The 25947-nt window shown below is 73.5% G+C and carries 20 protein-coding genes; 11 read left to right on the forward strand and 9 right to left on the reverse strand.

Translation table 11 applies throughout. The features are described from left to right. Positions 1-29: 29 nt before the first annotated feature. The gene (locus ACZ7G1_RS01485; RefSeq protein ID WP_470877564.1) at positions 30-989 is read right to left on the reverse strand and encodes a GlxA family transcriptional regulator; all 960 of its coding nucleotides are present in this window, start codon (positions 987-989) and stop codon (positions 30-32) included. Positions 990-1078: 89 nt separating this feature from the next. On the opposite strand from ACZ7G1_RS01485, the gene ACZ7G1_RS01490 reads away from it, so the two are divergent. The 4 genes from ACZ7G1_RS01490 (at position 1079) to ACZ7G1_RS01505 (ending at position 5220) form a co-directional block, all read left to right on the forward strand. Next, positions 1079-2029, forward strand: a complete 951-nt coding sequence (locus ACZ7G1_RS01490) for an NADP-dependent oxidoreductase (protein WP_470877709.1) — start codon at positions 1079-1081, stop codon at positions 2027-2029. 89 nt (positions 2030-2118) lie between these two features. Continuing rightward, on the forward strand, positions 2119-3660 hold the full coding sequence (locus ACZ7G1_RS01495; RefSeq protein WP_470877565.1) for an FAD-dependent oxidoreductase: 1542 nt from the start codon (positions 2119-2121) through the stop codon (positions 3658-3660). An 82-nt stretch (positions 3661-3742) separates the two neighbouring features. Further along, entirely contained in the window at positions 3743-4486 is a 744-nt protein-coding gene (locus tag ACZ7G1_RS01500; RefSeq protein ID WP_470877566.1) for a TetR/AcrR family transcriptional regulator, read from the forward strand. 53 nt (positions 4487-4539) lie between these two features. After that, on the forward strand, positions 4540-5220 hold the full coding sequence (locus ACZ7G1_RS01505; RefSeq protein ID WP_470877567.1) for a hypothetical protein: 681 nt from the start codon (positions 4540-4542) through the stop codon (positions 5218-5220). A 23-nt stretch (positions 5221-5243) separates the two neighbouring features. Here ACZ7G1_RS01505 and ACZ7G1_RS01510 read toward each other — a convergent pair whose 3' ends face one another. The 4 genes from ACZ7G1_RS01510 to ACZ7G1_RS01525 all read right to left on the reverse strand — a co-directional run bounded on the left by ACZ7G1_RS01510 (position 5244) and on the right by ACZ7G1_RS01525 (position 9676). Beyond that, a complete protein-coding gene (locus ACZ7G1_RS01510; RefSeq protein ID WP_470877568.1) occupies positions 5244-6680 on the reverse strand; it encodes a DEAD/DEAH box helicase in 1437 nt (478 codons plus the stop codon). Between the two features lie 218 nt (positions 6681-6898). Further along, positions 6899-7102 (reverse strand): cold-shock protein, encoded by a 204-nt coding sequence (locus tag ACZ7G1_RS01515; protein WP_015031667.1) that lies wholly within the window; start codon positions 7100-7102, stop codon positions 6899-6901. A 227-nt stretch (positions 7103-7329) separates the two neighbouring features. Then, on the reverse strand, positions 7330-8115 hold the full coding sequence (locus ACZ7G1_RS01520) for a DUF817 domain-containing protein (RefSeq protein ID WP_470877569.1): 786 nt from the start codon (positions 8113-8115) through the stop codon (positions 7330-7332). 115 nt (positions 8116-8230) lie between these two features. After that, entirely contained in the window at positions 8231-9676 is a 1446-nt protein-coding gene (locus tag ACZ7G1_RS01525; protein WP_470877570.1) for a glyceraldehyde-3-phosphate dehydrogenase, read from the reverse strand. 135 nt (positions 9677-9811) lie between these two features. Between ACZ7G1_RS01525 and ACZ7G1_RS01530 the strand changes: the two genes are divergently transcribed. After that, complete coding sequence (locus ACZ7G1_RS01530; RefSeq protein ID WP_470877571.1) at positions 9812-12742, forward strand: AfsR/SARP family transcriptional regulator; 2931 nt, start codon at positions 9812-9814, stop codon at positions 12740-12742. Positions 12743-12840: 98 nt separating this feature from the next. Beyond that, positions 12841-13611 carry a hypothetical protein gene (locus tag ACZ7G1_RS01535; RefSeq protein WP_470877572.1) on the forward strand — a complete coding sequence of 257 codons (771 nt, stop codon included), beginning with the start codon at positions 12841-12843 and terminating at the stop codon, positions 13609-13611. 21 nt (positions 13612-13632) lie between these two features. On the opposite strand, the gene ACZ7G1_RS01540 is transcribed toward ACZ7G1_RS01535, so the two are convergent. The 4 genes from ACZ7G1_RS01540 to ACZ7G1_RS01555 form a co-directional block, all read right to left on the reverse strand. Further along, a complete protein-coding gene (locus ACZ7G1_RS01540; protein WP_470877573.1) occupies positions 13633-14103 on the reverse strand; it encodes a helix-turn-helix domain-containing protein in 471 nt (156 codons plus the stop codon). A gap of 118 nt (positions 14104-14221) precedes the next feature. Further along, positions 14222-14875, reverse strand: coding sequence for a GNAT family N-acetyltransferase (locus ACZ7G1_RS01545; protein ID WP_470877574.1), 654 nt, complete (start codon positions 14873-14875; stop codon positions 14222-14224). Positions 14876-14977: 102 nt separating this feature from the next. Beyond that, positions 14978-16009 carry a serine hydrolase domain-containing protein gene (locus tag ACZ7G1_RS01550; RefSeq protein ID WP_470877575.1) on the reverse strand — a complete coding sequence of 344 codons (1032 nt, stop codon included), beginning with the start codon at positions 16007-16009 and terminating at the stop codon, positions 14978-14980. 172 nt (positions 16010-16181) lie between these two features. Beyond that, on the reverse strand, positions 16182-17933 hold the full coding sequence (locus tag ACZ7G1_RS01555) for a VanW family protein (RefSeq protein ID WP_470877576.1): 1752 nt from the start codon (positions 17931-17933) through the stop codon (positions 16182-16184). 179 nt (positions 17934-18112) lie between these two features. Between ACZ7G1_RS01555 and ACZ7G1_RS01560 the strand changes: the two genes are divergently transcribed. From ACZ7G1_RS01560 to ACZ7G1_RS01580, 5 genes are all read left to right on the forward strand, one after another. Continuing rightward, positions 18113-18904, forward strand: a complete 792-nt coding sequence (locus ACZ7G1_RS01560) for an IclR family transcriptional regulator (RefSeq protein ID WP_470877577.1) — start codon at positions 18113-18115, stop codon at positions 18902-18904. A 158-nt stretch (positions 18905-19062) separates the two neighbouring features. Next, a complete protein-coding gene (locus tag ACZ7G1_RS01565) occupies positions 19063-19392 on the forward strand; it encodes a putative quinol monooxygenase (RefSeq protein WP_470877578.1) in 330 nt (109 codons plus the stop codon). 95 nt (positions 19393-19487) lie between these two features. Next, positions 19488-20522 (forward strand): LacI family DNA-binding transcriptional regulator, encoded by a 1035-nt coding sequence (locus ACZ7G1_RS01570; protein WP_470877579.1) that lies wholly within the window; start codon positions 19488-19490, stop codon positions 20520-20522. Positions 20523-20671: 149 nt separating this feature from the next. After that, on the forward strand, positions 20672-25168 hold the full coding sequence (locus ACZ7G1_RS01575) for an aminotransferase class I/II-fold pyridoxal phosphate-dependent enzyme (RefSeq protein ID WP_470877580.1): 4497 nt from the start codon (positions 20672-20674) through the stop codon (positions 25166-25168). Further along, positions 25168-25932: a methyltransferase domain-containing protein gene (locus ACZ7G1_RS01580; RefSeq protein ID WP_470877581.1), complete on the forward strand. Its 765-nt coding sequence runs from the start codon at positions 25168-25170 to the stop codon at positions 25930-25932. Before ACZ7G1_RS01575 ends, ACZ7G1_RS01580 begins: the two co-directional genes overlap by 1 nt. Positions 25933-25947: the final 15 nt, after the last annotated feature.

Below are 25947 nucleotides of genomic sequence, written 5' to 3' on the forward strand. Positions count from 1 at the left end.
TTGCCGCAAGTTTCAGAAAGGAGTTGATGCTAGGAGATCGCGGGTGTACCGCCCCGGAAGGTGCGGCGGTACGCCAGCGGGGAGACGCCGATGGCGGCGTGCAGGTGCTGGCGCAGTGAGGTGCCGGTGCCGAAGCCGACTTGGCCGGCGATGTCGTCCACGGGGAGATCGGTGGATTCCAGGAGGTGCCGGGCCCGTGCCACCCGCTGCTGGATCAGCCAGCGGCCCGGGCTCATGCCGACCTCCTCGTCGAACCGACGGGCGAAGGTGCGCAGGCTCATCCGGGCGTGCGCGGCGAGTTCGTTGAGGGTGAGCGGGCCGTGCAGGTTCTCCAGGGCCCACTGCCGGGTCGCGGAGGTGTCGTTCGTGCCGGCCTCCGGCACGGGCTGTTCGATGTACTGCGCCTGCCCGCCGTCACGCCACGGCGGGACGACGCACATCCGCGCCACCCGGTTGGCGACGGCGGCGCCGTGGTCCTTCCGTACGAGGTGCAGGCAGGCGTCCACTCCGGAGGCGGCGCCCGCCGAGGTCAGCACGGAGCCGTCGTCGACGAAGAGGACGTCCGGGTCGAGCGCGATGTCGGGGAACCAGGAGCGGAACACCTCCGCGAGCGCCCAGTGCGTCGTGGCCGGCCGGCCGTCGAGCAGGCCCGCACTGGCGAGCACGAAGGCGCCCGTGCAGATGGACACCACCCGGGCCTCCGGCGGCAGCGTGCCGAGCGCGTGGGTGATCCCGGCGGGCAGCTCGCGGGAGAGGAAGTCGATGTCGAAGGGGGGCAGGACGACGGTGTCGGCGGTGGCGAGCACCTCGGGGCCGTGCTCGACGGTCACCGAGAAGTCGGAGTTCGTACGGACCGGCCCGCCGTCCACCGAGCAGGTCACGACCTCGTAGAACTCGCCGACGACGCCGAAGACGCGGCTGGGGATGCCCAGCTCGAAGGGGTACACCCCGTCCAGGGCGAGGACGACGACCCGGTGGCGCCGGCTCATGGCAGAATCCCTTCGAAAGATGGCATTCATGCCATGGTACGCCGCGGGGGCCTGCGGCGAGGCTGGTGACCATGACGAATCACCCCACCATGCGTGCCATCAGCCAGGACGTCCACGGAACCCCCGAGGTGCTCAAGGAGACCGTGCTGCCGCGGCCCGAGCCGGGCCCCAGCGAGATCCTCGTCGCCGTCCGCGCGGCCGGCGTCAACCCGACCGACTGGAAGCACCGCGCCGCCGGCTTCTTCCTCGGCGACCGCCTCCCGTTCGTCCTCGGCTGGGACGTCTCCGGTGTCGTCGAGGCCGTCGGCTTCGGCGTGACCCTCTTCAAGCCGGGCGACGAGGTCTTCGGGATGCTGCCCTACCCGTACGGTGTCGGCTCCCACGCCGAGTACGTGACCGGCCCCGCCCGCGCCTTCGCCCACAAGCCCGCAGCCATCGACCACGTCCAGGCCGGCGCCCTCCCGCTCGCCGCCCTCACCGCCTACCAGGCGATCGTCGACACCGCCCGGGTCGCCCCCGGTCAGCGCGTCCTCGTCCACGCCGCCGCCGGCGGGGTCGGCCACCTCGCCGTCCAGATCGCCAAGGAGCGCGGCGCGTACGTCATCGGCACCGCCAGCGCCCCCAAGCACGACTTCGTCCGCTCCCTCGGGGCCGACGAGGTCATCGACTACCGCACCACCGACTTCGCCGAGGCCGTCCAGGACGTCGACGTGGTCCTCGACACCGTCTCGGGCGACACCCGCGTCCGCTCGCTCGACGTCCTGCGCCCCGGCGGCACCCTCGTCTCCCTGCTGCCGAGCCCCGACCCCGACGAGCCCGCGAAGGCCGCCGCCCGCGGCGTCCGCGTCGAGACCCTCCTCGTGGAGGCCGACCACGCCGGTATGAACGCCATCGCCGCGCTCGCCGAGTCCGGCGCCCTCCGCGCCCACGTCGAAGCCGTCTTCCCCCTCGCCGAAGCCGCCAAGGCCCACGCCCTCGGCGAGACCGACCGCACCACCGGCAAGATCGTTCTCACCGTCTCGGACGCCGGTCGCGCCTGAGGGGGGCACCTCGCCCCTATTTCGGATACGCTGTATCCGTTAATAGGGAGGCCCCCTCACCCGGGCCCGAAGAGGGGAGCCCGAGCGGCATGAACGACACGGCCACTACCGGGGCCGACGCCGACGTGATCGTCGTCGGCGCCGGACCCGTCGGGCTCGCCCTCACCCTCGACCTGGCCCGCCGCGGCCTCGCCGTACGCCTCCTGGAACGCGACACCAGAGGATTCGAAGGCTCCCGCGCCAAGGGCGTCCAGCCGCGCACCCTCGAAGTCCTCGACGACTTCGGCCTCGCGGAAGCCGCGCTCGCGGCCGGGAGCCCGTACCCCCCGATGGGGCTGCACCTCGGCCCGTACACGAAGACATGGCGGATGCACGCCACCGCCCCGGACAGCGCAGGCACCCCGTACCCGGACATCCTCCTGCTCCCGCAGTACGCCACCGCCGACCTCCTCCGCCACGCCGTCGAACAGCTCGGCGTACGCGTCGACTTCGGCGCGCGGGCCCTCCGGATCACCCAGGACGACGAGACCTGCGCGGTGCGCTTCGCCGACGGGCGACGGCTCACCGCCCGGTACGTCGTCGGCGCCGACGGCGGAGCCAGTACCGTACGGAAAGCGGCGGGCATCGCGTTCGAGGGCAGCACCGACGAGGCCGACCGCATGATCCTCGTCGACGCCGCCGTCGACGGCCTCTCCCGCGACCGCTGGCACATCTGGCCCCGCGCCCGGGGCCGCTCCGTCGCCGCCTGCCCACTGCCCGGCGGCGACCGCTTCCAGATCATGATCAGGACCCGGCCCGGCGAGGCCACCGAGGCCCGCGACCTCACCCACACCGCCCTCGCCGACCTCTTCCGCCGCCGGGCCGGCCGCTCCCTCACCCTCCACGACATCGGCTGGACCTCGGTCTTCCGCCCCAACATCCGCCTCGCCGAGCGCTACCGCGACCGCCGCCTCCTGCTCTGCGGCGACGCCGCCCACGTCCACACGCCCGCCGGCGCACAGGGCCTCAACACCGGCGTCCAGGACGCCCACAACCTCGGCTGGAAACTCCAGCAGGTCCTCGCCGGCGCCGACGACACCCTCCTCGACAGTTACGAGGGCGAGCGCCGCCCCGTCGCCGCCCAGGTCCTCGGCCGCTCCACCGCCCTCTACGAAGGACTCCGCCGCACCCGGCCGGGCGGACTCACCCGCGGCCAGGACGAACACCAGCTCCACATCTCCTACTTCGGCGGCCCCCTCGCCCCCGCCGACGCGCCCCGCACCGCCACCCTCCGCCCCGGCGACCGCGCCCCCGACGCCCCCCTGCCCCACCCCACCCCCACCGCCCGCCGCCTCTTCGACCTCTACCGCGGCCCCCACTTCACCGCCCTCGCCTTCGGCTCCCGCGCCGTGTCCGCCCTGGCCCACCTCCCCTGGCCCACCACCGGCGCGCCCCTGCACCGCCACCCCGTGCTCCCCCGCACCACCCCCGGCACCCCGGCCGAAGCGGCGCTGCTCACCACCTACGGCATCCGCGAGGACACCGTGCTGCTCGTCCGCCCGGACGGCTACGTCGGCGCCGTCGCCCCGGTGGACGGGAACGGACCCGTCCGGCTCCCGGGCGCCCTCGGGCCACGGGCGGCAGCCGGGTAGCGTGGCCCTCCACCACCGACGGCCGCCGCCGGCCGCGTACGGCTCACGGCGCCACCCGCGCAGCGAGAGAGAGCCCCGCCCCATGGCCGCCACCCCGCCCCTTCCCGGCAGCCCCGCCTGGTGGGCCGCCCGGTCCACGCCCGAATCCGCGCCCGATTCCGTGCCCGGTGCCGCCGCCGCTCGGAAGCGCCGGCGAGGGCGGCCCGCGCTCGGCGGCGCGCACATCGTCCGCACGGCACTCCGGCTCGTCGACGAGCACGGCACCGAGGCGTTCTCGCTGCGGATGCTCGCCGAGGCGCTCGACTCCGGTACCGCGACGCTCTACCGGCACTTCGACGGCAAGGACGAGATCCTCGCGTACGTCGTCGACCGCGTCCTCGGTGAAACCAGGCTCGACGACCTCGCCGAGCGCGCGGACTGGCGGGACGTCCTCACCGCCACGGCCCACCGCCTCCACGACACCCTGCGCCGCCACCCGCGCACCCTGCCGCTGCTCATCGCCCAGGTGCCCGTCGGCCCCCACGGGCTCGCCCAGCGCGAACGCGTCCTCGCCGCGCTCCTCGCGCACGGCCTCCCGGCGGACCTCGCCGCACGCGCCTTCACGGCCGTCACCCACTACGTCATCGGCTTCACCGCCCAACAGCACGGCCCCGCCGCCGCCCCCGACGACGGCCCCGGACTCGCCGCCTTCTACCAGCGGCTCGACCCGGCCGCGTACCCCGCGACCGTCCGGACGGCCCGCACGCTGACCTCGGTCCCCGTGGACGAGGAGTTCGCCTTCGGGCTGGATCTCCTCGTGCACGGGCTGGCTCGACTCGACCCCTGACCCGTCAGGTCCCGCCCCCGCAACGGTCGCCACCCCGGCTCGTTGACCACGCCATGAACCATGTCATCGCGCGGCGGCGCTTCCGCCTCCTCGGCACCACCGTGGCCGCCCTGATGCTGTCCGTCGCGGGCGCGCAGAGCACGTACGCCACCGGCGAGGCGCAGGACTGCCCGGCGGCGGAGATCTTCGCCACGAACAACACCGCGATCATCACGGAGCCGGACGACCCCCGCCTCGACACCCGGCTGAAGCGCTTCGGCCGCGAGGTGCGCGAGATCATCCGGGCCAACGGGGCCCGCCCCGGCCCGTCGGAGCTCCTGGACGGCGTCTTCTGGTCCGGCGACCTCCAGCAGGCCACGTACGAGCGTTCGCGCGAGTTCGACGTCGAACGGGTGGGCCGCGACGGACTCCACCACATCGCCGGGGTCATCGCCAAGCGGTACGAGCAGGAGGCCGTCCTCACCTTCCGCTGCCTGCCCCGGACGTCCCCCGACACCGACGCCGTCGAGATCGACGCCCCCGGAGTCTCCGCCGGCGCCCTGCGCGACGCCCTGATCGCCGACCCCGAAGCCCGCGAACGCCTCGGCGGCGGATCCGTCACCCTCGACGGCCACCTCGTCCTCGTCGCCCCCAGCACGGACCTGCCACTCGCCCGCACCTTCGTGAACGGCCTCGGTGCCGACTGGTCGAAGGCCGAAGTGCGTTACGGCGACCGGGAGTTCGTGACCGGCTGAGGCCTCCTCCGGCGCCCGTGGGGTCAGTGGCCGCGGCGGATGCGGGCGGCCTGCCGGGCTTCGGCGGTCTTGCGGGCTTCGGCGCTGCGGCGGGACTCGTTCTTGGCGCGGCCGGGGCGGCCGGGGGTGGTGCCGATGCCGCGGAAGGCGGCGCCGCCGCGCTTGGTGCCTTCCTGGGAGGGGGCACTGCCGTCGACCGGGATGCCGGAGGGCTTGCGGGCGCCGGTGATGCGGGTGAGCTCGGCCTCGCCGGAGCGGACCCTGGTGATCTCGGGGCGGATGCCGGCGTCGGCCATGAGGCGGGCGACGTCGCGGCGCTCCTCGGAGGTGACGAGGGTGACGACGAGGCCGGACTCGCCGGCGCGGGCGGTGCGGCCGCCGCGGTGCAGGTAGTCCTTGTGGTCGGCGGGCGGGTCGACGTTGACGACGAGGTCGAGCTCGTCGACGTGGATGCCGCGGGCGGCGACGTTGGTCGCCACGAGGACCGGTACCTCGCCGCTGCGGAAGCGGGCGAGGGTACGGGTCCGCAGCGGCTGCGACTTGTCGCCGTGCAGGGCCGCCGCGTGGACGCCGCTGCCGAGCAGGTGGCGGGTGAAGCGGTCGACGGCCTGCTTGGTGCGCAGGAACATGATCACGCGCCCCTCGCGGGCCGCGATCTCGGTGGCGGTGGCGAACTTGTCGGCGCCGTGCACGTGCAGGACGTGGTGCTCCATGGTGGAGACGGTGGCGGCCGAGGGGTCGACGGAGTGGACGACCGGGTCGACGAGGTAGCGCTCGACGAGGGCGTCGACGTTGCGGTCGAGGGTGGCCGAGAACAGCATCCGCTGGCCGTCGGCGTTCACCCGGTCGAGGACCTCGGTGACCTGCGGCATGAAGCCCAGGTCGGCCATCTGGTCGGCCTCGTCGAGGACCGTGACGGTCACCCGCTCCAGGCGGCAGTCCTTGCGTTCCACCAGGTCCATCAGCCGGCCGGGCGTCGCGACGACGACCTCGGCCCCGTCCCGCAGCGCGGTGGCCTGGCGGCCTATCGACATGCCGCCGACGACGGTGGCCATGCGGAGCTTGAGCGCGCGGGCGTACGGGTCGAGCGCGTCGGCGACCTGCTGGGCCAGCTCGCGGGTGGGGACCAGGATCAGGGCCAGCGGCTTGCGGGCCTCGGCGCGGCGTCCGGCGGTGCGGGTGAGCAGCGGGAGGCCGAAGGCGAGGGTCTTGCCGGAGCCGGTGCGTCCGCGGCCGAGGACGTCGCGGCCGGCGAGGGCGTCGGGCAGCGTCGCGGCCTGGATCGGGAACGGCGTCGTGACGCCTTCGGCGGCCAGCACGTCCTGGATCGCGGCCGGCAGGTCGAGCTCGGCGAAGCCGGTGGCGGCGGGGAGCGCGGGGGTCACGGTGGCCGGCGCCGTGAATTCGTCCTTCGGCGCGGGGCCGCGGCGCGTCCTGTCGGTACGGGGGGTGTCGTTCATGGGGGACCTTCCTCGAAACGGTGCGTTTCGAGGGAATTCACGAAGGGCCGTGTCATGGGCCCTGAATTACCGGAACGTACCGAACACCAATTGCGTACGGATCCGGCCGCGCCGTCGCGAGGGGAGCGGCGCCCGGTCCGTGAAACGCCGGGAAAAGACAACGGGCCGAGGCCCTCACCGCGATGGTGAGGGCCCCGGCCGCGTCGGACGAGTCAACGTCAGGCGGGGAGGATGTTCTCCGCCTGCGGGCCCTTCTGGCCCTGCGTGACGTCGAAGGTCACCTTCTGGCCTTCCTGGAGCTCACGGAAGCCGGAGGTGGCGATGTTGGAGTAGTGGGCGAACACGTCCGGGCCGCCACCCTCCTGCTCGATGAAGCCGAAGCCCTTTTCCGAGTTGAACCACTTCACGGTGCCATTGGCCATGTCTAAATCTCCTTCGGGGCGTAACCCGGGACGCCGCACTGTGCGGATCCCGGCGTCGCCGTGATGATTGCCCCGTCCGGAAAACTGCACCGAAAACACATAAAGTGCCTGACGAAGTTTCCTTCGTCGAAGGCACTCATAAGTTCTTTGGGAACCACAACTGCAACTGCTCTCGACTGTAGCACGTCGTCCGCCCCGGTGCACGGAGCCCCGGTGTCGGGAATTGGCTATTCGGGTACCCGGCGGGTCGGCTGGAGATTTCCCGACCGATGTGCGGTCAGGACGAAGGTGACGCTGATGAGGAGGGCCCACGCGCCGAACTTGGCGAGGGAGACCGGCCGCCAGCCGTCGAGCTGGTCGGGATAGCTCCAGGCGCCGACGTAGGTGGCCGCGTTCTCCGCGACCCACAGGAAGAAGCCGATCAGGACGAACGACAGGGCGAGCGGCATCCGGTGGTCGCGCGCCCCCACCCGGAACCGCACCCAGGTGCCCGCGGTCGCGGCCAGCATCAGGGCGGCGAGCACCCAGCGGGCGTCGGGCAGCCAGTGGTGGCTGAGGAAGTTCACGTACACCGCGCCGGCGAGGACCGCCGTCAGCCGCGGCCGGTAGCCGGTGAGGCGCAGGTCGAAGAGGTGCCAGGCCCGGCAGACGTAGCTGCCGACCGCCGCGTACAGGAACCCGCCGTACAGCGGGACGCCGCCGAACTTGGTGAGCGCGTCCTCCGGGTAGGTCCACGAGCCCATCCGCACCTTGATCAGCTCGAAGAGCAGGCCGATGGCGTGGCAGCCGGCGATCACCGCGACGTCCCGGCCGGTGTCCCAGCCGGCCTTCCAGGACAGCAGCGTGAGCCCGACCCCGTACAGGAGGAGCAGGTCGTAGCGGGCGACGGGCAGCTCGGGGAGCAGGGTGGAGGCGGCGATGCCGCCGACGAGCGCGAAGGCGAAGGCGCAGCAGCGCACCTCGAGGACCGTGAAGCGGAGCAGCTGGCGTATCCCGTACGTGAGCTTCTTCATGGCGGGAGGGACGCGGGGGAGGCCCGGCCGGTTCGCGACCGGGTGGCCGGATACGGCGGCGCGCCGCACCTCCCGTCCGGGACGTGCGGCGCGCCGTGGTGCCGTGGGGCCGGGATCAGACCGCGGGCGCCGGGAAGGTCGGGTACTCGACGCCGGAGACGTGCTGGACGACCCGGATGACCTGGCACGAGTAGCCGAACTCGTTGTCGTACCACAGGTAGAGGATCGCGTTGTCGCCGTCGACCTTGGTCGCGCCGGCGTCGACGATGGACGCGTGGCGGGAGCCGACGAAGTCCATCGAGACGGCGTCGGGGGCCGTGGTGAAGTCGATCTGGCGCTTCAGCGGCGAGTGCAGCGAGACGTCGCGGAGGTACTCGAGGACCTCTTCGCGGGTGGTCTCGCGGCCCAGGCGCAGGCTCAGGATGGCGATCGAGACGTCCGGGACGGGGACGCGGATCGAGGAGCCGGTGATCGGGGCCTTGAGGTCCGGCAGCGCCTTGGCGACGGCCGAGGCGGCACCGGTCTCGGTGATGACCATGTTGAGCGGCGCGGAACGGCCGCGGCGGTCGGCCTTGTGGTAGTTGTCCAGGAGGTTCTGGTCGTTCGTGAACGAGTGGACCGTCTCCACGTGGCCGCGCAGCACGCCGTACTCGTCGTCCATCGCCTTCAGCGGCGGGACGATCGCGTTGGTGGTGCAGGAGGCGCAGGACAGGATCTGCTCGTCCGGCTTGACCGTGTCGTGGTTCACGCCGTGCACGATGTTCGGCACGTCGCCCTTGCCGGGGGCGGTGAGGACGACCTTGTCGATGCCGGGGCGCAGGTGCTTGGAGAGGCCCTCGCGGTCGCGCCACTTGCCGGTGTTGTCGATGAGGATGGCGTTCTCGATGCCGTACGCCGTGTAGTCGACCTCGGAGGGGTCGTTGGCGTAGATCACCTTGATGGTGTTGCCGTTGGCGACGATGGTGCTGTTCGCCTCGTCGACCGTGATGGTGCCCTGGAACTGGCCGTGGATGGAGTCGCGGCGCAGCAGCGAGGCGCGCTTCACGAGGTCCTGGTCGCCGCCGCCACGGACGACGATCGCGCGCAGGCGCAGACCGTTGCCGGAGCCGGCCTTCTCGATGAGGAGGCGGGCGACGAGGCGGCCGATGCGGCCGAAGCCGTAGAGGACGACGTCGCGGCCGTCACGGCGCTCGATCTTGTTCTCGCCGGTGGCGCCGGCGACGGCCTCGGCGGTGAACTCGGCCACGGTCAGACCGCGGTCGTCGGTCTTGTAGTCCGCGGCCAGCACGCCGATGTCGATCTGGCAGGGGCCGAGGTCGAGGGTCGTGAGCGTCTGGAGGAAGGGGAGCGTCTCGGTGACCGAGAGCTCCTCGCCGTCGATCTGCCGGGCGAAGCGGTGGGTCTTCAGGATGCTGACCACCGACTTGTTCACCAGGGAGCGGCTGTGGACCAGGACGGTGACGTCCTGCTCCCGGTGCAGCTTCCCGATGATCGGGATCATCGACTCCGCGATCTCCTCGCGGTTCTTCCAGCTGGTGAACGAGTCGTCATTGACAGTCACAGGATTATCTTTCGAGCTAGGCGGCGCTCATATGGTAACCCCCAATCAATTTGATCACCCAGGGGGTGTCGAACCGTACGATGGGGCCCTCGGGATCCGCCGCAGGCAGGCGGTCCGCCTACCTGATGCGGGGGCATGGTGGTGGTGAAGTTCGGGGTGCTCGGATCGCTCGTCGTCCACGACGGGACGGAGCCGCGGCCGGTGAGCGGTCCGAAGGTCCGCGTCCTGCTCGCCGCGCTCCTCCTCCAGGCCAACCGCACGGTCTCCCGGGACGCGCTCAAGGAAGCGCTCTGGGGCGCGTCCGTGCCCGCCAGCGCCGACGCCGCCCTCGCCAACCACCTCACCCGGCTCCGCAGAGTCCTCGCCGCCGCCGACGGCGGCGCCGAGGACCGCCTGCGGACCGTGGCCCCCGGCTACCGGCTGCTCGTCCACGACGGCGAACTCGACGCCGACGTCTTCGAGGAGCGGGTCCGCGCCGTGCACGACGCCCACCGCCGGGAGGACTGGGAGGAGGTACGGCGGCAGACCGCGCTCGCCATGCCGCTGTGGCGCGGCACGCCCCTGGCGGACCTGGCGCCCTTCTCCGACGCGGAGGCGCCCGCCCTCCGGGTCCACCAGCTCGCCGAGGCGCGCCTCCAGGCCCTGGAATGGAACTTCGACGCCGAGCTCCGCCTCGGCCTCCACCACGAGGCCGTCGGCCCGCTGACCGTCCTCGCGGCCGAGCACCCCCTGCGCGAGGAGTTCCACGGGCTCCTCATCCAGGCCCTGCACCGCTCCGGCCGCCAGGCCGAGGCCTTCTCCGCCTTCCAGCGGCTGCGCCGCAGCCTCGTCGACGAGCTCGGCACGGAACCCGGCGCCGCCGTCCAGCAGGCCCACCAGGAACTGCTGACCGGCGAGCCCGCGCCCCGCCCCGATCCCCGCCAGGCCACCGCCCCCGCTCCGGCCCGCCCGCCGTTCCAGCTGCCCTACGAAGGGGACGTGTTCACCGGCCGGGAGACCGAAGCCGCGCTGGTGCGGTCCCTGCTCGGCGTGGACGACACCGACACCGAGCCCGGATACGTCCGGCCCGTGGTCGTCTCCGGGATGGGCGGCGTCGGCAAGACCGCGCTCGCCGTCCACGTGGCGTACCGCGCCCGAGAGGCCTTCCCCGACGGCGCGCTCTACGCCGACCTGCGGGGGTACTGCAGTCACGGCGCGCGCACGGCCCACGAACTCCTCGCCCGCTTCCTGTCCGACCTGGGGGTACGGCACGAGGCGCTGCCCGACGACACCGACGACCGGGCCCTGCTGTTCCAGGCGGCGCTCGCCGAGCGGCGCGTCCTCCTCGTCCTCGACAACGCGCGGGACGCCGCCCACGTCGCCCCGCTCCTGCCGGCCGGCGGCCCCAGCGCCGTACTCATCACCAGCCGGCAGCTGCTCGCCGACCTCCCCGGCTCCGTGAGCGTGCCGCTGGCCCCGCTCCCGCCGACCGACCAGCACGCCCTGCTCGCCAAGCTCGCCGGCGCCGACCGGGTGCGGAGCGAGCCCGACGCGCTGGCCGACATCATGGCCGCCTGCGGAGGGCTGCCGCTCGCCCTGCACATCGTCGGCGGCCGCCTCGCCTCCCGCCCCCACTGGCCCCTCGCGCTCCTGGCCCGCCGCCTGACCCCGCACCAGGGCCGCCTGGAGACCCTCTCCATGGGCACCTTCGACGTCCAGCGGACCTTCGCCATGAGTTACGTGGCGATGCGCGACAGCCACCGCCCGCTGGAGCGCGAGGCCGCCCGCGCCTTCCGGACCCTGGGCCGGGTGTGGGGCGGGCACCCCGTCACCCCGCAGTCCGCCGCAGCCCTGCTCGACCTCACCGAGGCACGGGCCGCCGCCGTCCTCGACGTACTCGCCGACGCCCACCTCGTCCTCAACCCCGAACCCGACCGTTACGTGCTCCACGACCTGCTCGGCGAGTACGCCTCGCAGCGGGGCGACGAGGAGGACCCGGAGGAGGAGCGCACCGCCGCCGTCCTGCGGCTGATCGCCTGGTACGTCGCGGCCCTCTCGGAGGCGACCCGGATCGCCACCCGCGAGACGCAGTCCCCGCCGCCGCTCGACGGAGAACCCGCGACGCCCCGGTCGCTGCCCGCGTTCGCCGACGACGACGAGGCGATCCGCTGGACCGTCAAGGAACTCCCGGCCATCAGGGACGCCCTCGACCACGCGGCGGAGCTCGGCCGCTCCGACATGGCCTGGCGGCTGGCCGTCGGCCTCTTCGGCTACGGCAGCACGCACTGGTGGACGAAGGAATGGGACGCCTGCCTCGCCCAGGCGATGGAGATCGCCCGCGCCCACGACGACACGCTCGGCCAGGCCTGGCTGCACCGGCGGATGGCCGTCGCCCACGGCATGGCGTTCCGCAACGAGGCCTGCCTCGAACACCTCCGCATCGCCCTGGACTTCTTCACCGCCTTCGACGACAAGGCGGCCCAGGCCTCGATCCTCGGCAACATCGCGGCGCTCTACATCCAGATCGAGGACGCCGACCAGGCACTCGTCCACGCCGAACTCGCCCGCGACCTCCACCACAGCACCGGGAACACCCGCGGCGAGGCACTGCTGCTCAGCCGGATCGCGGACGTCCGCAAACTCCGCGGCGAACTCGACGTGGCGGCCGCGAACTACCGGCGGGTCATCGAGCTCCTGCAGGGCGCCGGCCACGGGGTGTTCCTCGCCACCGCCCTGACCAACCACGGTGACATCCTGCGCGCCCTCGGACGCCGCGACGAGGCCTTCGCCGCGCTCACCGAGGCCCTCGCCATCCGGCACCGCATGAACGACCACGGCGGCACCGCCGACTGCCTCGTCTTCACCGCCCGCGCCCACCACCACTTCGGCGAATGGGCCGCCGCCCGCGAGACCTGGGAGACCTGCCTGGAACTCGCGCGCAAGCACCACCTCCCCAAACGCGTCGAGGAATGCCTGGAGGGCCTCGCCGCCCTCCCCGAACCGGCGCACGCCCTCAAGGGCCCGCGCCCCGCACCCGCCGAGCCCGACACGGCCCGCCCGTGCGGGACGACAGGGGGACGCCGCTAGAACACGTCCGGAGCGCCGCGCCCCGCGCCGCTCTCCGGACGGCCCTCCGCCGGTGCTCCCCAACCGCCGCTCTCCACCACCGAGGTCCGAGGAGATCCATGGCCGACACCGTCCACTCACTGATCGACCGCCTGCACGAACTGCTCGTGGACCTCCTGACGCAGGGGCCCACCGGCGCCGCCAGCGTGGGCCTCCACGACGTCCTCGCGCGCGCCGCGCGGCTCGGTCCCGAAGGCAGCTGGCTCGCCGGCTCCGCCCACGCGAACCTCGGCGTCCTGGCGCTCGTCCAGGGACAGCGGGACCAGACCATCGCGCACCTGGACGCCGCGGTGACTGCCGGATTCAACGACTGCGTCGTCTTCCACGCGGCCCCGCTGCGCCCGCTGCACGACGACCCCCGCTTCCGCGCCCTGTACGCGCGGATGCGCATCACCCAGGGCGACCTCGACGAACTCTTCTGGCTGCACCGGGAGATGAAGCTCATGGCGGAGGACGCCCAGACCGCGTCCGTCGACAACATAGGCCGCCTCGACAACGGGGTGTCGCTGCTCCCGCAGGCCCCCATGCCCACCCGCGAACCGCACACCCACGGCGTCCTCATCACCCGCATCGACCTCGCCGCCACCCAGACCGCGCTCCGGCGGACCGCCGTCCGGATGGACCTCCAGCGCAGCTCCGGCAACACCAGCCTCAGCCTCATCGACGGGACCTGGGACTACCCCCGCGCCATGGAGGACGCCCGGCACGCCGACGAGCTGGACCTGATGCGGCAGCGGGCCGTGGACGCCCGCGCCTTCGTCGAACGCCCCGGCGTCGGAAACACGCTCCTGCCCTGTCCGCCGCTCGGCTCGATCACCTTCCCGGGCTGAGCGGTCGCCGAGCCCCTGCGCTCAGCCGGCTCTCCGCAGCCACCCGCCCGACACGGCGGCGCGCGTCAGCGCCGCCGTGAGGACACCGCCGACCACCATTCCGGCCGCCGACGCCAGGGCGACGGTGCAGAAGTCGGCCGGGGCGAGACGGGCGGGCGACGCCGTCCGCGGCGCCGGCCCGTGCTCCGGTCCCGCGGACGCCGGGGCCGGATGCCGGCCGGTCCGCTCGTCACGCAGGCACCGGTCGAGCTGTTCGAGGAGCGGCCGCGGGTCCTGCCCCGCCGCCGTGGCGAACTGCTCGATCACCAGCCGCGTCGGCAACTGCTTCCGGTTCAGGAACCGTTCCCACGAGGAGCGGCTGTAGTGCGTGCGCTGCGCGAGACCCGCGTAACTGAGCTCCGAGGTCTCCTTGATCTGCCGCATCTCCTCGGCCAGCCGATCCCACGAGCCCCGCTCGCCGACCGCGCACCGCATACCGCCGTCCGTCTTCATTACCCGCCCTCCGGTCACGAGTCCTCCTCGTCACCCACGATTCTGGAACCGCCCGCCAACGGATCGTCAACGAGCGCCCAACATCGTCCCGGGGCCCCGTTGCCCGGCCCCTTTCCGGTCAGCCCCGCTCGCGGGCGGCGGCCGCCCGGCGTTCCCGGACACGGGCGAGCTTCTCCTCCAGGGCCGCACGTCGCTCGGGCCATTCCTCGATGACGACCGAGAAGACGGCGGAGTCCCGGAGGCGGCCCTCCTCGCCCGGGACCCAGGAGCGGGACGAGTTCCGCAGGACGCCCTCGAAGGTCGCGCCGACGCCGGCGATGGCGGCGCGCGAGCGGGCGTTGCGGGCGTCGGTCTTGAGGTCCACCCGGGCCACGCCCCACGTCTCGAAGGCGTGCCGGAACAGCAGGTACTTGGCCTCGGCGTTGACGCCGGTGCCTTGCGCGGAGGCCGCGAGCCAGGTGAATCCGATCTCGACGGCGCACAGGCCGTCCCCGGACGGCCACGGGCGCGGCTCCCAGAAGGAGGTGGCGCCGACCACCCGGCCGGTCGTCGCGTCCACCTGGACGTAGGGAGCGAGCCGGCCGTCGGCGGCGCGGCCCAGCTGGGTGTCGATGTACGCCGTGACCTCCTCCCGGCGGGGCACCCAGGTGAAGGCGTACGAGTCCCGGTCCTCCTCCGCCGCTGCGGCGAGCCCGGCGGCGTGCTGGTGCCCCAGCGGCTCCAGGCGCACGAACGCGCCCTCCAGGAGAGGTCCTTCCGGCATGAAACCCATCGATCCGCACTCCTCGCGCGTCGCACCGTCGGAAGATCGCTTCCGCCGGTGTGCAGGGTGCCAGACACCCGTAGGTGCGGGCACCCCGTTTCCCGGGGACGGTCACGGGAAGGCGAGGGCGCGGAAGACGTCCCGGACGCGGGACAGAGGGGTGGGATCGCGGGTGAGGTAGAGGCGGTTGGTGAGGAGGACGGCCCAGCGGCCGCGGGTGGGGGAGACCCAGAGGCCGGTGCCGGTGAAGCCGAAGTGGGACCAGATGTCGTCGGGGGGTTCGGTGCCGGGTGCAGGGTGCCAGAAGAGGCCGCGGGGCGGGACGAGCGGGCCGGTGCGGACGCGGAGGGAGGCGGAGGTCCAGTCGGCGGAGAAGACGCCGGGCACGGGGGCGAGGACGTGGCGCAGGAAGCGGCCGATGTCGGCGGTGGTGGTGAAGACGCCGGCGATCCCGCAGGCGCCCCCGAGCAGCCGGGCCGAGAAGTCGTGGACGGTGCCCTTGAGGTGGGTGCCGCTCTCCTCGTCGTACTCGGTGGGCGCGCACCGCTCCCGTAACGCGGCGGGCAGCGGGCCGTACCGCGTCTCCGTCATGGCGAGGGGGTCCCAGATCCGCTCCTCGGCGAGGCGGGGGAGCGGCCGGCGGGTGAGGTGCTCGGCGAGGTAGCCGAGGATCAGGGCGGCCCGGTCGGTGTACGCGACGGCTTCGCCCGGCCGGTGCCTGAGGGGTTCGGCGAGGACGCCGTCGCGGACGTCCTGCGGGTCGGAGCCGTACAGATGGCGGAGGTTGGCGCGCAGCGGCAGTCCCGCGGTGTGGGTGAGGAGGTCCCGCGCCGTGGCCCCGGCCAGCGGCCTGCCGGCGGCCTCGGGCCAGTACGAGCCGAGCGGGGCGGCCAGGTCCAGTTTCCCGGCGTCGACGAGGGTGCCGACGACCGCCCAGACCGCGAGGATCTTGGTGAGGCTGGCGACGTCGAAGAGCGTGTCGTCACGGGTCGGGGCGTCGGGGCGCGCCGGGTCGAGCAGTCCGGCGGCCCCGTACGACAGGGTGGTCCGGGCGTCGCCGACGGCCCACGCCGCGCCGGGGACGACGCCCGCGCGCACGGCGTCGTCGAGGAGCCGCTCGAAGGGGTCGCTGCGCTGTGCCAAGGCCTGCCTCCGACGGGTCGGACGGGGCGGGTCCGTCGGAAGGGGCTGACGGGCCGCTCCGAAGTGATGCCCCGGCCGTACGGGAAGACACCCTTCCGGCGGCGCGGGTCGCGTGCCGCCGGGGTCCGTCGCGGAGGCGTCATCCGGGTGTCCCGGCGGCGCCTCCGGCAGGTCAGTCCGCGGCCACCTTGCAGGTGACCTCGTCGCGCGGGGTGTAGTGGGTCTTGAAGGCCTCCCGCTTCACCTCGGCGCCGCCGTTCTTGAAGACCCGGTCGACCGAGATGTCGAAGCCCTCCGCCGGGGGCTGCGGCACGCACGCCTTGTCGGTGCTCTCGGCCTTCTTGGGCTTCGTGACGTTGGTGCGCGGCCCCGCGACCGCCTCGACGCTGTCGTACTTCTTCGTCCCGAGGAAGCTCACGGTGACCGAGGAGTCCGTCGCGCTCGCCTTGATGTAGATCGGCTTGTCGGTGTCGTTGCGCCACTTCAGGTCCAGGCTGCCCCAGGCGACGGTGGCCTCGCGGCCGGCCGGGTAGCGCTCGATGTAGAAGGAGTGGGCGCCGTACTCGACGGGCTTGACGCCGGCGAAGAACATCGCGTTGAAGACGGTGGTGGCCATGGCGGACACGCCGCCGCCGGGGGCCGAGCGGTACTGGCCGTCGAGGATCATCGTGCCGTCGACGAAGCCGTTGTCCGGGGTGCGCTCGCCGACGGTCTTGTTGAAGCTCCACACCTCGCCGGGCCGCACGATCGACCCGTTGATGAGCTCGGCCGCCCGGCCGATGTTCGTCGTCCGGTACGGGGCGGTGGGGAAGTTCACGGTGAACGTCGACATCTGGTCGGTGATGCCGAGCCGGGCCAGCGAGCCGGCGGTCAGCTCGGGCTGGGTGACCGTGGTGGCCACCGGAGCCGTACGGGCCGTGGCGCCGGTCTTGGCGAGCAGCGGGCGCACGGCGTCGCCGAGGGCCTTCGCGGTCACCTCCTTGCCGGGCCTGCCCTCCGACTCCACGACGACCTTGCCGCCCCGCACCCCGAGGGAGGCCTCCACCGGGGCGCCGGTCATCGCGGCGAGCGGCCGGGCCACGTCGGGGTCGCGCAGCAGCGCGTCCTGGTCGAGGTCGGCGGTGAGCCGGCCGCCCTCGTTCTTCACGGTCAGGTGGTCGCCGAGGGTGGCGGGGGAGATACGGAGCCGCTCGTCGCCCGCGGTGAGGGTCACCGGGCCGGAGACGGCGGGCTTCGCGTACGTGTCGAGGAAGCGCGACACCTCGCCGGCGGGCAGCTTCGGGGCCGTCACCGAGACGGGCAGGTTCACCGCGGCGGCGCCGGTCGCGGCCGGGTAGGCCGCGCGCAGCGTCTCCACGGCGCGGCCGGTGTCCAGCTTCTGGCCGGTCACCGGCTGGGTCGCGACCGCCTTGCCGTCCCGGAAGGCGACCGAGCCCTCCCGGACCGCGCGGTCGTTCTGCTTCGCCAGCCCGGCCACGGCGGCCTTCGCCTTGGCGTCGTCGTAGGCGAGCACGGGGCGGATGTCCCGCTCGCCGGAGGAGAAGAGCCGGCCGATCACGGTGAAGGGGTCGCGGGCCGGGTCGGCGGCCAGGTCGGCGGTCTTCGCCACGTCCACGGTCAGGCCCGCGCCGGCGGGGGAGACGGTGGTCGTGCGGTCGCCGACCTTCACGGGTATCGGCTGGGTCCACGAGGCGGGCGCCTGGGCCGCGAGCTTCGCCTGCGCCTCGGCCCGGCTCATGCCGCCTATGTCGACGCCGCCCACCGTGGTGCCGGCCGATATGTCGTCCCCGGCGGTCAGCAGACCCGCCACGTACAGGCCACCCGCGGCGACGGCGACCACACCCGTCGCGATCGCCGCCGTACGGAGGCGAGGGCTGCGCCCCTGGCGGGGCGTCGGGACATGGTCGGTCCTGGAGCGGGGCACACGCTCTCCCGTGGCGTCGAGGATGGGGGATCCACACGACGGTACGCCGAAAGAGTGTCTTATGCACATAAAGACCCTTTGACCTGCGGCGATACGGAGCGCGTGGGCGCGTGTACGGAGTGTCCGAAACCGGCACCCGACGGCCCCGGGCCGCCCCGCGCAGCACCTAAGCTGGAACGATGCCCGCCACCCCCGGCCACACCCCCGGCCACCCCTCCGGGCCCCAGTCCGTCGACCGGGCCCTCGCCGTCCTCGACGCCGTCGCCGACGCGGACCGGCCCGTGGCGGCCAAGGCGCTGGCGCGCCGGCTCGGCTGCGCCCTGTCGACCGTCTACCACCTCACCGGGCCGCTGCTCGCCCGCGGCTACCTCGTCCGCACCGCCGAGGGGTACGCCCCCGGGCCCCGCGTCCCCGCCCTCCACCGCTCTCACCAGCGCCACCACGGGCTCGGTGCGGGGACCGGCGAGCTCCTCGGCCGGCTGCGGCGCGCGACGGGCGCGGAGGCGTACCACACGGCCTACCGCGACGGCCGGATCACCGTCGTCGACACCACCGCGCCCGTGACCGACGCGGCCCACCCCTTCGTGCCCGGCCCCGAGGACCGGGCACACGCCACCGCGCACGGCAAGGCGCTGCTCGCCGCGCTGCCGCGCCCGCTGCGCCGCCGCTACCTGGCCGAGCACGGCATGGCCCGCCTCACCGAGCGGACGATCACCAGCGCGGAACGCTTCGAGGCCGAGGCCGCCCGGGTACGCGCCCAGGGCTTCGCCGTGTCGGTGGGCGAGGCCGACCCCGCGTACACCTGTCTCGCCGTGGCCCTGCCCGAGCGCGGCGACGGGATCGTGCACGCCCTGTCGGTCTCCCTGCCCACCGCCGACTTCGCCCGCCGCCAGGGCGACCTCCGGGCCGCCCTCGTACGGGCCGCCCCCGACTTCCCGGCCCTGGACCTTCCGGCCCCGCCGACGGCCTGACGGGCGCTGGACGTACGGCCCCACCGGTGGCCCCGCCGGTCGCCCGACCGGCTCGGGACGTCCCGGCCCGGTGACCGGCCCCGGGGTTTTTCCGGCTCTGCCGGAAACGCGGGCGGTTCGCGCCGCGGAGGGGCGGAAGGTCGGCGCACAGTGGCGGCATGATCTTCATCGCCGTGCGATTCACCGCCCGCCCCGACCACGCCGACCGCTGGCTCGACCTGGTCGCCGACTTCACGCGCGCGACCCGCGAGGAGCCGGGCAACCTGTTCTTCGACTGGTCGCGGAGCGTCGACGATCCGCACGTCTTCGTGCTGCTCGAGGCGTTCGCCGACGCCGAGGCGGGGGCCGCGCACGTGGCCTCCGCGCACTTCGCCGCAGGCCTCGAAACGATGGCCGGGGCCATCGCGACCACGCCCGAGATCATCAACGTCGAGGTGCCGCAGCAGGGCTGGGGAGCCATGGCCGAGCTCGCGCCCACCGGCGCCTGAGGGCGCGCCGCACGGCCCCGGAGGCCCGCCGCCGCGCCTGATAGGTTCGCGTGCACAACGCAGGCGGGGCGGCGGCCCGAGGGGAGAAGCTGCACATGGCGGCGAGCGGACGGCAGACCGGCAGGCCCACCCTGGAGGAGGTCGCGGCCAGGGCCGGAGTCGGCCGCGGCACGGTCTCCCGGGTCATCAACGGCTCGCCCAAGGTGAGCGAGCAGGCCAAGGCCGCCGTGGAACAGGCCGTCGCCGAACTCGGCTACGTCCCCAACCGGGCCGCCCGCGCCCTCGCCGGCAGCCGCACCGACGCCGTCGCCCTGGTGATCCCCGAGACCGAGGCCCGGCTGTTCGCGGAGCCGTACTTCCTCGACATCATCCGCGGGGTCAGCAGCGAACTCGCCGACGCCGACAAGCAGTTGCTGCTCACCCTGATCCGCAGCGAGCAGGAGCGGCAGCGCTTCGAGCAGTACCTCGCCGCCCAGCGCGTCGACGGCGTCCTCCTCGTCTCCGTACACGCCGACGACCCGCTGCCCGACCAGGTCAGGGCCCTCGGCCTGCCGGCGGTCCTCAACGGACGCCGGACCGAGGACGAACGCGTCGCCTTCGTCGACTCCGACAACACCGGCGCGGGCCGCGCCGCCGTCGCCCACCTCGCCGCCCGCGGCCGCCGCTCCATCGCCACCATCACCGGCCCGCTCGACATGTACGTGGCCCGTTGCCGCCTCGACGGCTACCGCGAGGGCCTGACCGAGTCCGGCCTCGCCCCCGATCCGGACCTCGTCGCCACCGGGGACTTCACCGAGGAGGGCGGCCGCCGCGCCATGCGGCAACTCCTCGACCGCAGGCCCGGACTCGACGCCGTCTTCGCCGCCTCCGACGTGATGGCCGCCGGCGCCCGGAGCGTCCTGCGCGAGGCGGGCCGCCGCGTCCCCGAGGACGTCGCCCTCGTCGGCGTCGACGACTCCGCCGTCGCCCGGCACATGGACCCGCCCCTGACCAGCGTCCGGCAGCCCATCGAGGAGATGGGCCGCGCCATGGCCCGCGTACTCCTCCAGGAGATCGCCGACCCCAGCGGCCCCGACGAGCAGCCCCGCCGGATGCTGCCCACCGAACTCGTCGTCCGCGCCTCCACCTGACGGCACCACCGGGCACGGCACCCCCGACGGGTACGGGGGCGCCGAGATGCAGCCGCCCCTGGGGCCCCGGAGAATGGACACCGTACGGGGTCCGTACCCGCGACCTGGGCGCTGCCGAAGCGCCCGACCCGACAAGGGGGCGGTCGACGATGGCGCAGGGTCAGCGAGACCGGCCGCCCGGAATGAACGGGGCACTGCGCCGATGGACCCTGCTGTACCTCCTCGTCGTGACGCTCCTCACGATCGCCTACCTGAAGTACCCCGCCCGGCACACCACCCTGTGGGCGCTCATCGGGCTCAGCGGCGTCGCCGCCATCCTCGTCGGGGTCCACCTGCACCGGCCCTCACGCCGCTGGCCCTGGCTGGTGCTCGCCGCCGCCAACCTGGCGTTCGTCGGCGGCGACACCACCTACAACGCCCTGGAGTCCTTCTTCGGCCAGACCAGACCCTTCCCGTCCGCCGCCGACGCGCTGTACCTGGTCACCTACCCGCTGTTCGCCCTCGGCCTGTTCGGCTTCATCCGCTACCGGGCGGTCGGACGGGACCTCGGCGTGCTCCTCGACGCGCTGATCGTCACCTCGGGCGTCGCCCTGCTCTCCTGGGTCAACCTCATCACCCCGCTGGCCAGGAGCGAGGAGATGAGCTGGACCGAGAAGGCGATCTCCATCGCCTATCCGCTCGGCGACGTCCTGATGCTCGCGATGCTCGCCCGGCTCCTCGTCCCCGGCGGTCTGCGCTCCCGGTCCGTCCAGCTCCTCACCCTCGGCACCTGCGGCATCCTCGCCTCCGACGTCATCTACGGCACCCTCCAGCTCCAGGGCACCTGGATGGTCGGCACCCCCTGGGACCTCGGCTGGGTCGTCTTCTTCACCGCCTGGGGCCTCGCCGCCCTCCACCCCTCGATGACGGGCCTCACCGAACGCGCCCCCGAACCGGCGCCGCGGATGGCCGAGCGACGGCTCGCGCTGCTCGCCGGAGCCTCCCTCGTCGCCCCCGCCCTGCTGCTCCTCCAGTGGCTGCGGCACGACCGCGACCGGGACATCGCCGTCATCGCGATCTTCTCGGCCCTCATGTTCCTGCTGGTCCTCGTCCGGCTCTGGGGCATGATGAACGACCACGACCGGGCCGAGGCCCGCGAGCGCAGCCTCAGGAACGCCGCCGCCTCCCTCGTCGCCGCCCTCAGCCCCCGCGAGGTCGCCGGCGCCGTGGAGACGGCGTCCGCGACCCTCTTCGGCCAGGGCGCCGACCACCGCGTCCTGCTGTTCACCCGGGACCGCGGCGGCGGCCTCAGCGCCGTCGCGACGGCCGCCCGGCCGTGGAGCTGCCGCACCGACGAGCTGACCAGGCAGCCCGGCGCGGCCTGGCCCGACCTGGTCGCCGACGGCGCGCGCCTGCTGCCCCTCAGCCGCCTCGATCCCGCCGTCGCCGCCGAGGTCGCGCCCGAACCCTTCGTCCTGCTCTGCCCCCTGGAGCTGCAGACCCCGGCCGGCCGCGAACCGCTGCTCGGCGTCCTGCTGCTCGCCGGGCCCGAGAAGAAACTCGCCGAGATAGCGGCCCCCGCCCAGTCCCTCGCCTCCCAGGCCGCCCTGGCCCTCGAACGCTTCGGACTCAGCGAGGAGGTCAACCGCCGCACCAGCGAGGCCTACTTCCGCACCCTCGTGCACAACACATCGGACGTCATCCTCATCGTCGACGACGACGACACCGTCCGGTACGCGAGCCCCTCCGCCGAGACCATGTTCGGCCACTCCCTGCTCCCGGGGACCCCGCTCACCGACCTGCTCGCCCCCTCCGACGCCGCGGCCGCCCTGCGCGTCCTCGCCGACGCCCGCACCCGCGACACCGTCGACGCCCGCGACGACTGGAAGCTCCTGCACGGCGACTCCTCCGACCTGGAGGTCGAGGTCCGGTGCAGCAACCTGCGCGACGAACGCACCGTGCACGGACTCGTCCTCACCCTCAGGGACGTCACCGAGCAGCGGAAACTGGAGCGGGAGCTGACCCACCGGGCCTTCCACGACTCCCTCACCGGACTCCCCAACCGGGTCCTGCTCCTCGAACGGATCGAACGCGCCCTGCTCCGCGGCCGCCGCGAGTCCACCCTCACCTGCATGCTCTTCGTCGACCTCGACGACTTCAAGGTCGTCAACGACACCATGGGGCACTCGGTCGGCGACGAACTCCTCGTCGCCGTCGCCCGCCGCCTCACCGCCGTCCTGCGGCTGACCGACACGGCCGCCCGGCTCGGCGGCGACGAGTTCGCCGTCCTCATCGAAGGCGCCCGCGAACCCCGCGACGCCGAGGCCCTCGCCGCCGAGATCGTGCACACCCTCAGCCAGCCCTTCCACCTCACCGACGGCGCCGTCTCCGTCTCCACCAGCGTCGGCATCGCGACCGTCCTCGACAGCGCCCACGCCGAGGAACTCCTCGGCCACGCCGACCTCGCGCTGTACGCGGCGAAGGCGGCCGGCAAGAAGCGCTGGCGGCTCTTCCACCCCGAACTGCACTCCCGGCTCGTCGCCCGCCACGAACTCCAGGCCGGCATGGACACGGCCATCGCCGACCACGCCTTCGCACTGCGCTACCAGCCGATCGTCGAGGTCGACAGCGGCGCCCCGGCCGGCCTCGAAGCGCTCATCCGCTGGCCGCACGCCCGACGCGGCATGGTGCCGCCCGACCAGTTCATCACCCTGGCCGAGGAGAGCGGCCACATCATGCCGCTCGGCGCCTGGGTCCTCGAACACGCGGCGCTCGACATCGCCCGCTGGCAGCGCGCCCACCCCCGCCCGGCCCCGCTGTACGCCAACGTCAACGTCTCCGCCCGGCAGTTCCGCGACCCCGGGTTCCTCGACGAGGTGCGCGGCACCCTCCGCTCCTCCGGGCTCGCCCCCGACTCGCTCGTCCTGGAACTCACCGAGACCGTCCTCATGCGGCAGGACGCCCAGATCCGGACGACGATGGCCGCCCTCAAGGACCTCGGGGTCTCCATCGCCATCGACGACTTCGGCACCGGATTCTCCTCGCTCAGCTACCTCCGCGAGTTCCCCATCGACGTCCTGAAGGTCGACAAGTCGTTCATCGACGACATCACCACCGACCCGCAGCAGGTCGCCCTCGTCGAAGGCATCGTCCGCATCGCCGACGTCCTCGGGCTCCAGGTCGTCGCCGAGGGCATCGAGCACGAGGAACAGCGGGCGCTGCTCGCCCAGATGGGCTGCCGCTTCGGCCAGGGCTTCCTCTTCGCCCGCCCGATGACCGCGCACCAGGCGGAGTCGTATCTGCACCGCGCCCCGCACTCCGGCGAACGCCCGGCCGTCCGCCTCGCCCCCCGCCCGGCCGCCCGGATCACCGGACGCACCGCGCTCTCCGGCGTGCGGGCGAGCACCGGCCGGCCCCCGCGCCCGTCCCTCTGGCGGGACCTGGAGCACCTCCAGCGGACCAGCCGCATGTGCGACGCCGTCATCGACGAGGTCGCCGGCCGGCGCATCCGGGTCGGCGACGAGTGGCTCGTCGACTTCGCCTCCTGCAACTACCTCGGCCTCGACCTCGACCCCACCGTCATCGAGGCGATCGAACCGCAGGTCAGACAGTGGGGCACCCACCCCAGCTGGTCCCGGCTCATCGGCAGCCCCCGGCTCTACCCCCGGATCGAGGAACGCCTCACCGAACTCCTCGGCGCCTCCGACACCCTCCTGCTGCCGACCATCACCCTCATCCACCAGTCGGTCATCCCGCTGCTCGCCGGCTCGGGTCAGGTCTTCGTCGAGGCACAGGCCCACCGCACGGTGTACGACGGCTGCGTCGCCGCCCGCGGCCAGGGCGCCGAGATCCACCGCTTCCGCGCCGAACGGCCCGACGACCTGGACGCCCTGCTGCGCGGCGCGCCCGCCGACGCGGGCCGGCTCGTCTGCATGGACGGCGTCAACAGCATGACCGGCAACTTCCCCGACCTGCCCGCCCTGGCCCGGATCTGCCGCGAGAACGGCGCCCTCCTGTACATCGACGACGCCCACGGCTTCGGCGTCATCGGCGAGCGGACCGCCGACGAGACCAGCCCGTACGGCTCGCGCGGCAACAGCATCGTCCGCCACCTCGGCGAGAGCTACGACGACCTCGTCCTGGTCGGCGGCTTCTCCAAGGCCTTCTCCTCGCTGCTCGCCTTCCTCGCCGTACCGAAATGGCTGAAGGACCACCTCAAGGTGGCGGCCGCCCCGTACCTCTACTCGGGCCCCTCGCCGACCGCCTCCCTCGCCACCGCGCTCGCCGGGCTCGACGTCAACGAGGAACGCGGCGACGAGATCCGGGCCGACCTCTACCGCAAGACCGCCCGCGTCCTCGCCCACGTCCGCGGCCTCGGGATCGCCACCCCCAACACCGACGGGCTCCCTATCATCGAGATCCCCCTCGCCGACGCCGCCGACCTCGACGCCGTCGCCGCCTTCCTGTGGGAACACGGCATCTACGTCACCCTCGCCTCTTACCCGCTCGTCCCGCGCGACCGCGTGGGCTTCCGCGTCCAGATCACCGCCGCCAACACCGACGAGGAGATCGACGAACTCTGCGCGGCCCTCACACGCCTCGCCGGCCGCTTCCCCCTCCAGCCCGCCGCCCCCGCCGTCACGGCCGGCCGGCCGCCGGAGACGTGATGGACCGGACCGGCCCCCGCGCGCGATCGGGGACGCGGGCACGGCGCAACCGGGACGCCGACTGGAACGCCTGGCCCGTCGACGACTACCTCGCCGAGAACTACCGGCTGCTCCACCCCTGCGACATCGGCGTCATCCGGCACCACTCCGCCGTCTACCGGCGTCTCGCCCCCGCCGGCCTGGCCCGCACCCTCGAACTGGGCGCGGGCCCCAACCTCTACCCGCTGATGCTGGCGGGCGCCGCCAGCCGCCACGTCGACGCCCTGGAGCCCAGCGCCGCCAACGTCCGCTATCTGCGCCGGCAGCTCACCGAGGGGGCCGACGCCAGCTGGCTGCCCTTCTACGACCTGTGCCGCACGCTGGACCCCGCCCTCCCGCCGAGCCTCGCCGAGGCGCTCTCCCGGGTCCGGGTCGTGCCCGGCACCGCCGACGACCTCGGCACGGGCCGCTACGACCTCGCGTCGATGAACTTCGTCGCCGAGAGCGTCACCGAGGACTTCGACGAGTTCACCGCCCTGTGCACCGCCTTCGTGCGCTCGGTCCGCCCGGGCGGCCGGCTCCTCGCCTCCTTCATGGAGCGCATGCCCAGCTACCGCATCGGCACCGGACCCGTCTGGCCCGCCTGCCCCGTCGACGAGGCCGCCCTGCGGGGCGTGTTCGCCCCGCGCACCACCGGCCTGCGGATCGTCCGCCTCGCCAAGGACCGCACACTGCCCGAGTACGGGGACACGGGCGTCCTGCTCCTCACGGCACGGCGGCCGTGACCCGGCCCCGGCGCG

This window comes from Streptomyces sp. NPDC037273, assembly GCF_055603625.1.

Coding starts and splice junctions, on each gene's coding strand:
- ACZ7G1_RS01485 (WP_470877564.1), bottom strand. CDS start 989: ATGAGCCGGCGCCACCGGGTCGTCGTCCTCGCCCTGGACGGGGTGTAC.
- ACZ7G1_RS01490 (WP_470877709.1), top strand. CDS start 1,079: ATGCGTGCCATCAGCCAGGACGTCCACGGAACCCCCGAGGTGCTCAAG.
- ACZ7G1_RS01495 (WP_470877565.1), top strand. CDS start 2,119: ATGAACGACACGGCCACTACCGGGGCCGACGCCGACGTGATCGTCGTC.
- ACZ7G1_RS01500 (WP_470877566.1), top strand. CDS start 3,743: ATGGCCGCCACCCCGCCCCTTCCCGGCAGCCCCGCCTGGTGGGCCGCC.
- ACZ7G1_RS01505 (WP_470877567.1), top strand. CDS start 4,540: ATGAACCATGTCATCGCGCGGCGGCGCTTCCGCCTCCTCGGCACCACC.
- ACZ7G1_RS01510 (WP_470877568.1), bottom strand. CDS start 6,680: ATGAACGACACCCCCCGTACCGACAGGACGCGCCGCGGCCCCGCGCCG.
- ACZ7G1_RS01515 (WP_015031667.1), bottom strand. CDS start 7,102: ATGGCCAATGGCACCGTGAAGTGGTTCAACTCGGAAAAGGGCTTCGGC.
- ACZ7G1_RS01520 (WP_470877569.1), bottom strand. CDS start 8,115: ATGAAGAAGCTCACGTACGGGATACGCCAGCTGCTCCGCTTCACGGTC.
- ACZ7G1_RS01530 (WP_470877571.1), top strand. CDS start 9,812: ATGGTGGTGGTGAAGTTCGGGGTGCTCGGATCGCTCGTCGTCCACGAC.
- ACZ7G1_RS01535 (WP_470877572.1), top strand. CDS start 12,841: ATGGCCGACACCGTCCACTCACTGATCGACCGCCTGCACGAACTGCTC.
- ACZ7G1_RS01540 (WP_470877573.1), bottom strand. CDS start 14,103: ATGAAGACGGACGGCGGTATGCGGTGCGCGGTCGGCGAGCGGGGCTCG.
- ACZ7G1_RS01545 (WP_470877574.1), bottom strand. CDS start 14,875: ATGGGTTTCATGCCGGAAGGACCTCTCCTGGAGGGCGCGTTCGTGCGC.
- ACZ7G1_RS01560 (WP_470877577.1), top strand. CDS start 18,113: ATGCCCGCCACCCCCGGCCACACCCCCGGCCACCCCTCCGGGCCCCAG.
- ACZ7G1_RS01565 (WP_470877578.1), top strand. CDS start 19,063: ATGATCTTCATCGCCGTGCGATTCACCGCCCGCCCCGACCACGCCGAC.
- ACZ7G1_RS01570 (WP_470877579.1), top strand. CDS start 19,488: ATGGCGGCGAGCGGACGGCAGACCGGCAGGCCCACCCTGGAGGAGGTC.
- ACZ7G1_RS01575 (WP_470877580.1), top strand. CDS start 20,672: ATGGCGCAGGGTCAGCGAGACCGGCCGCCCGGAATGAACGGGGCACTG.
- ACZ7G1_RS01580 (WP_470877581.1), top strand. CDS start 25,168: ATGGACCGGACCGGCCCCCGCGCGCGATCGGGGACGCGGGCACGGCGC.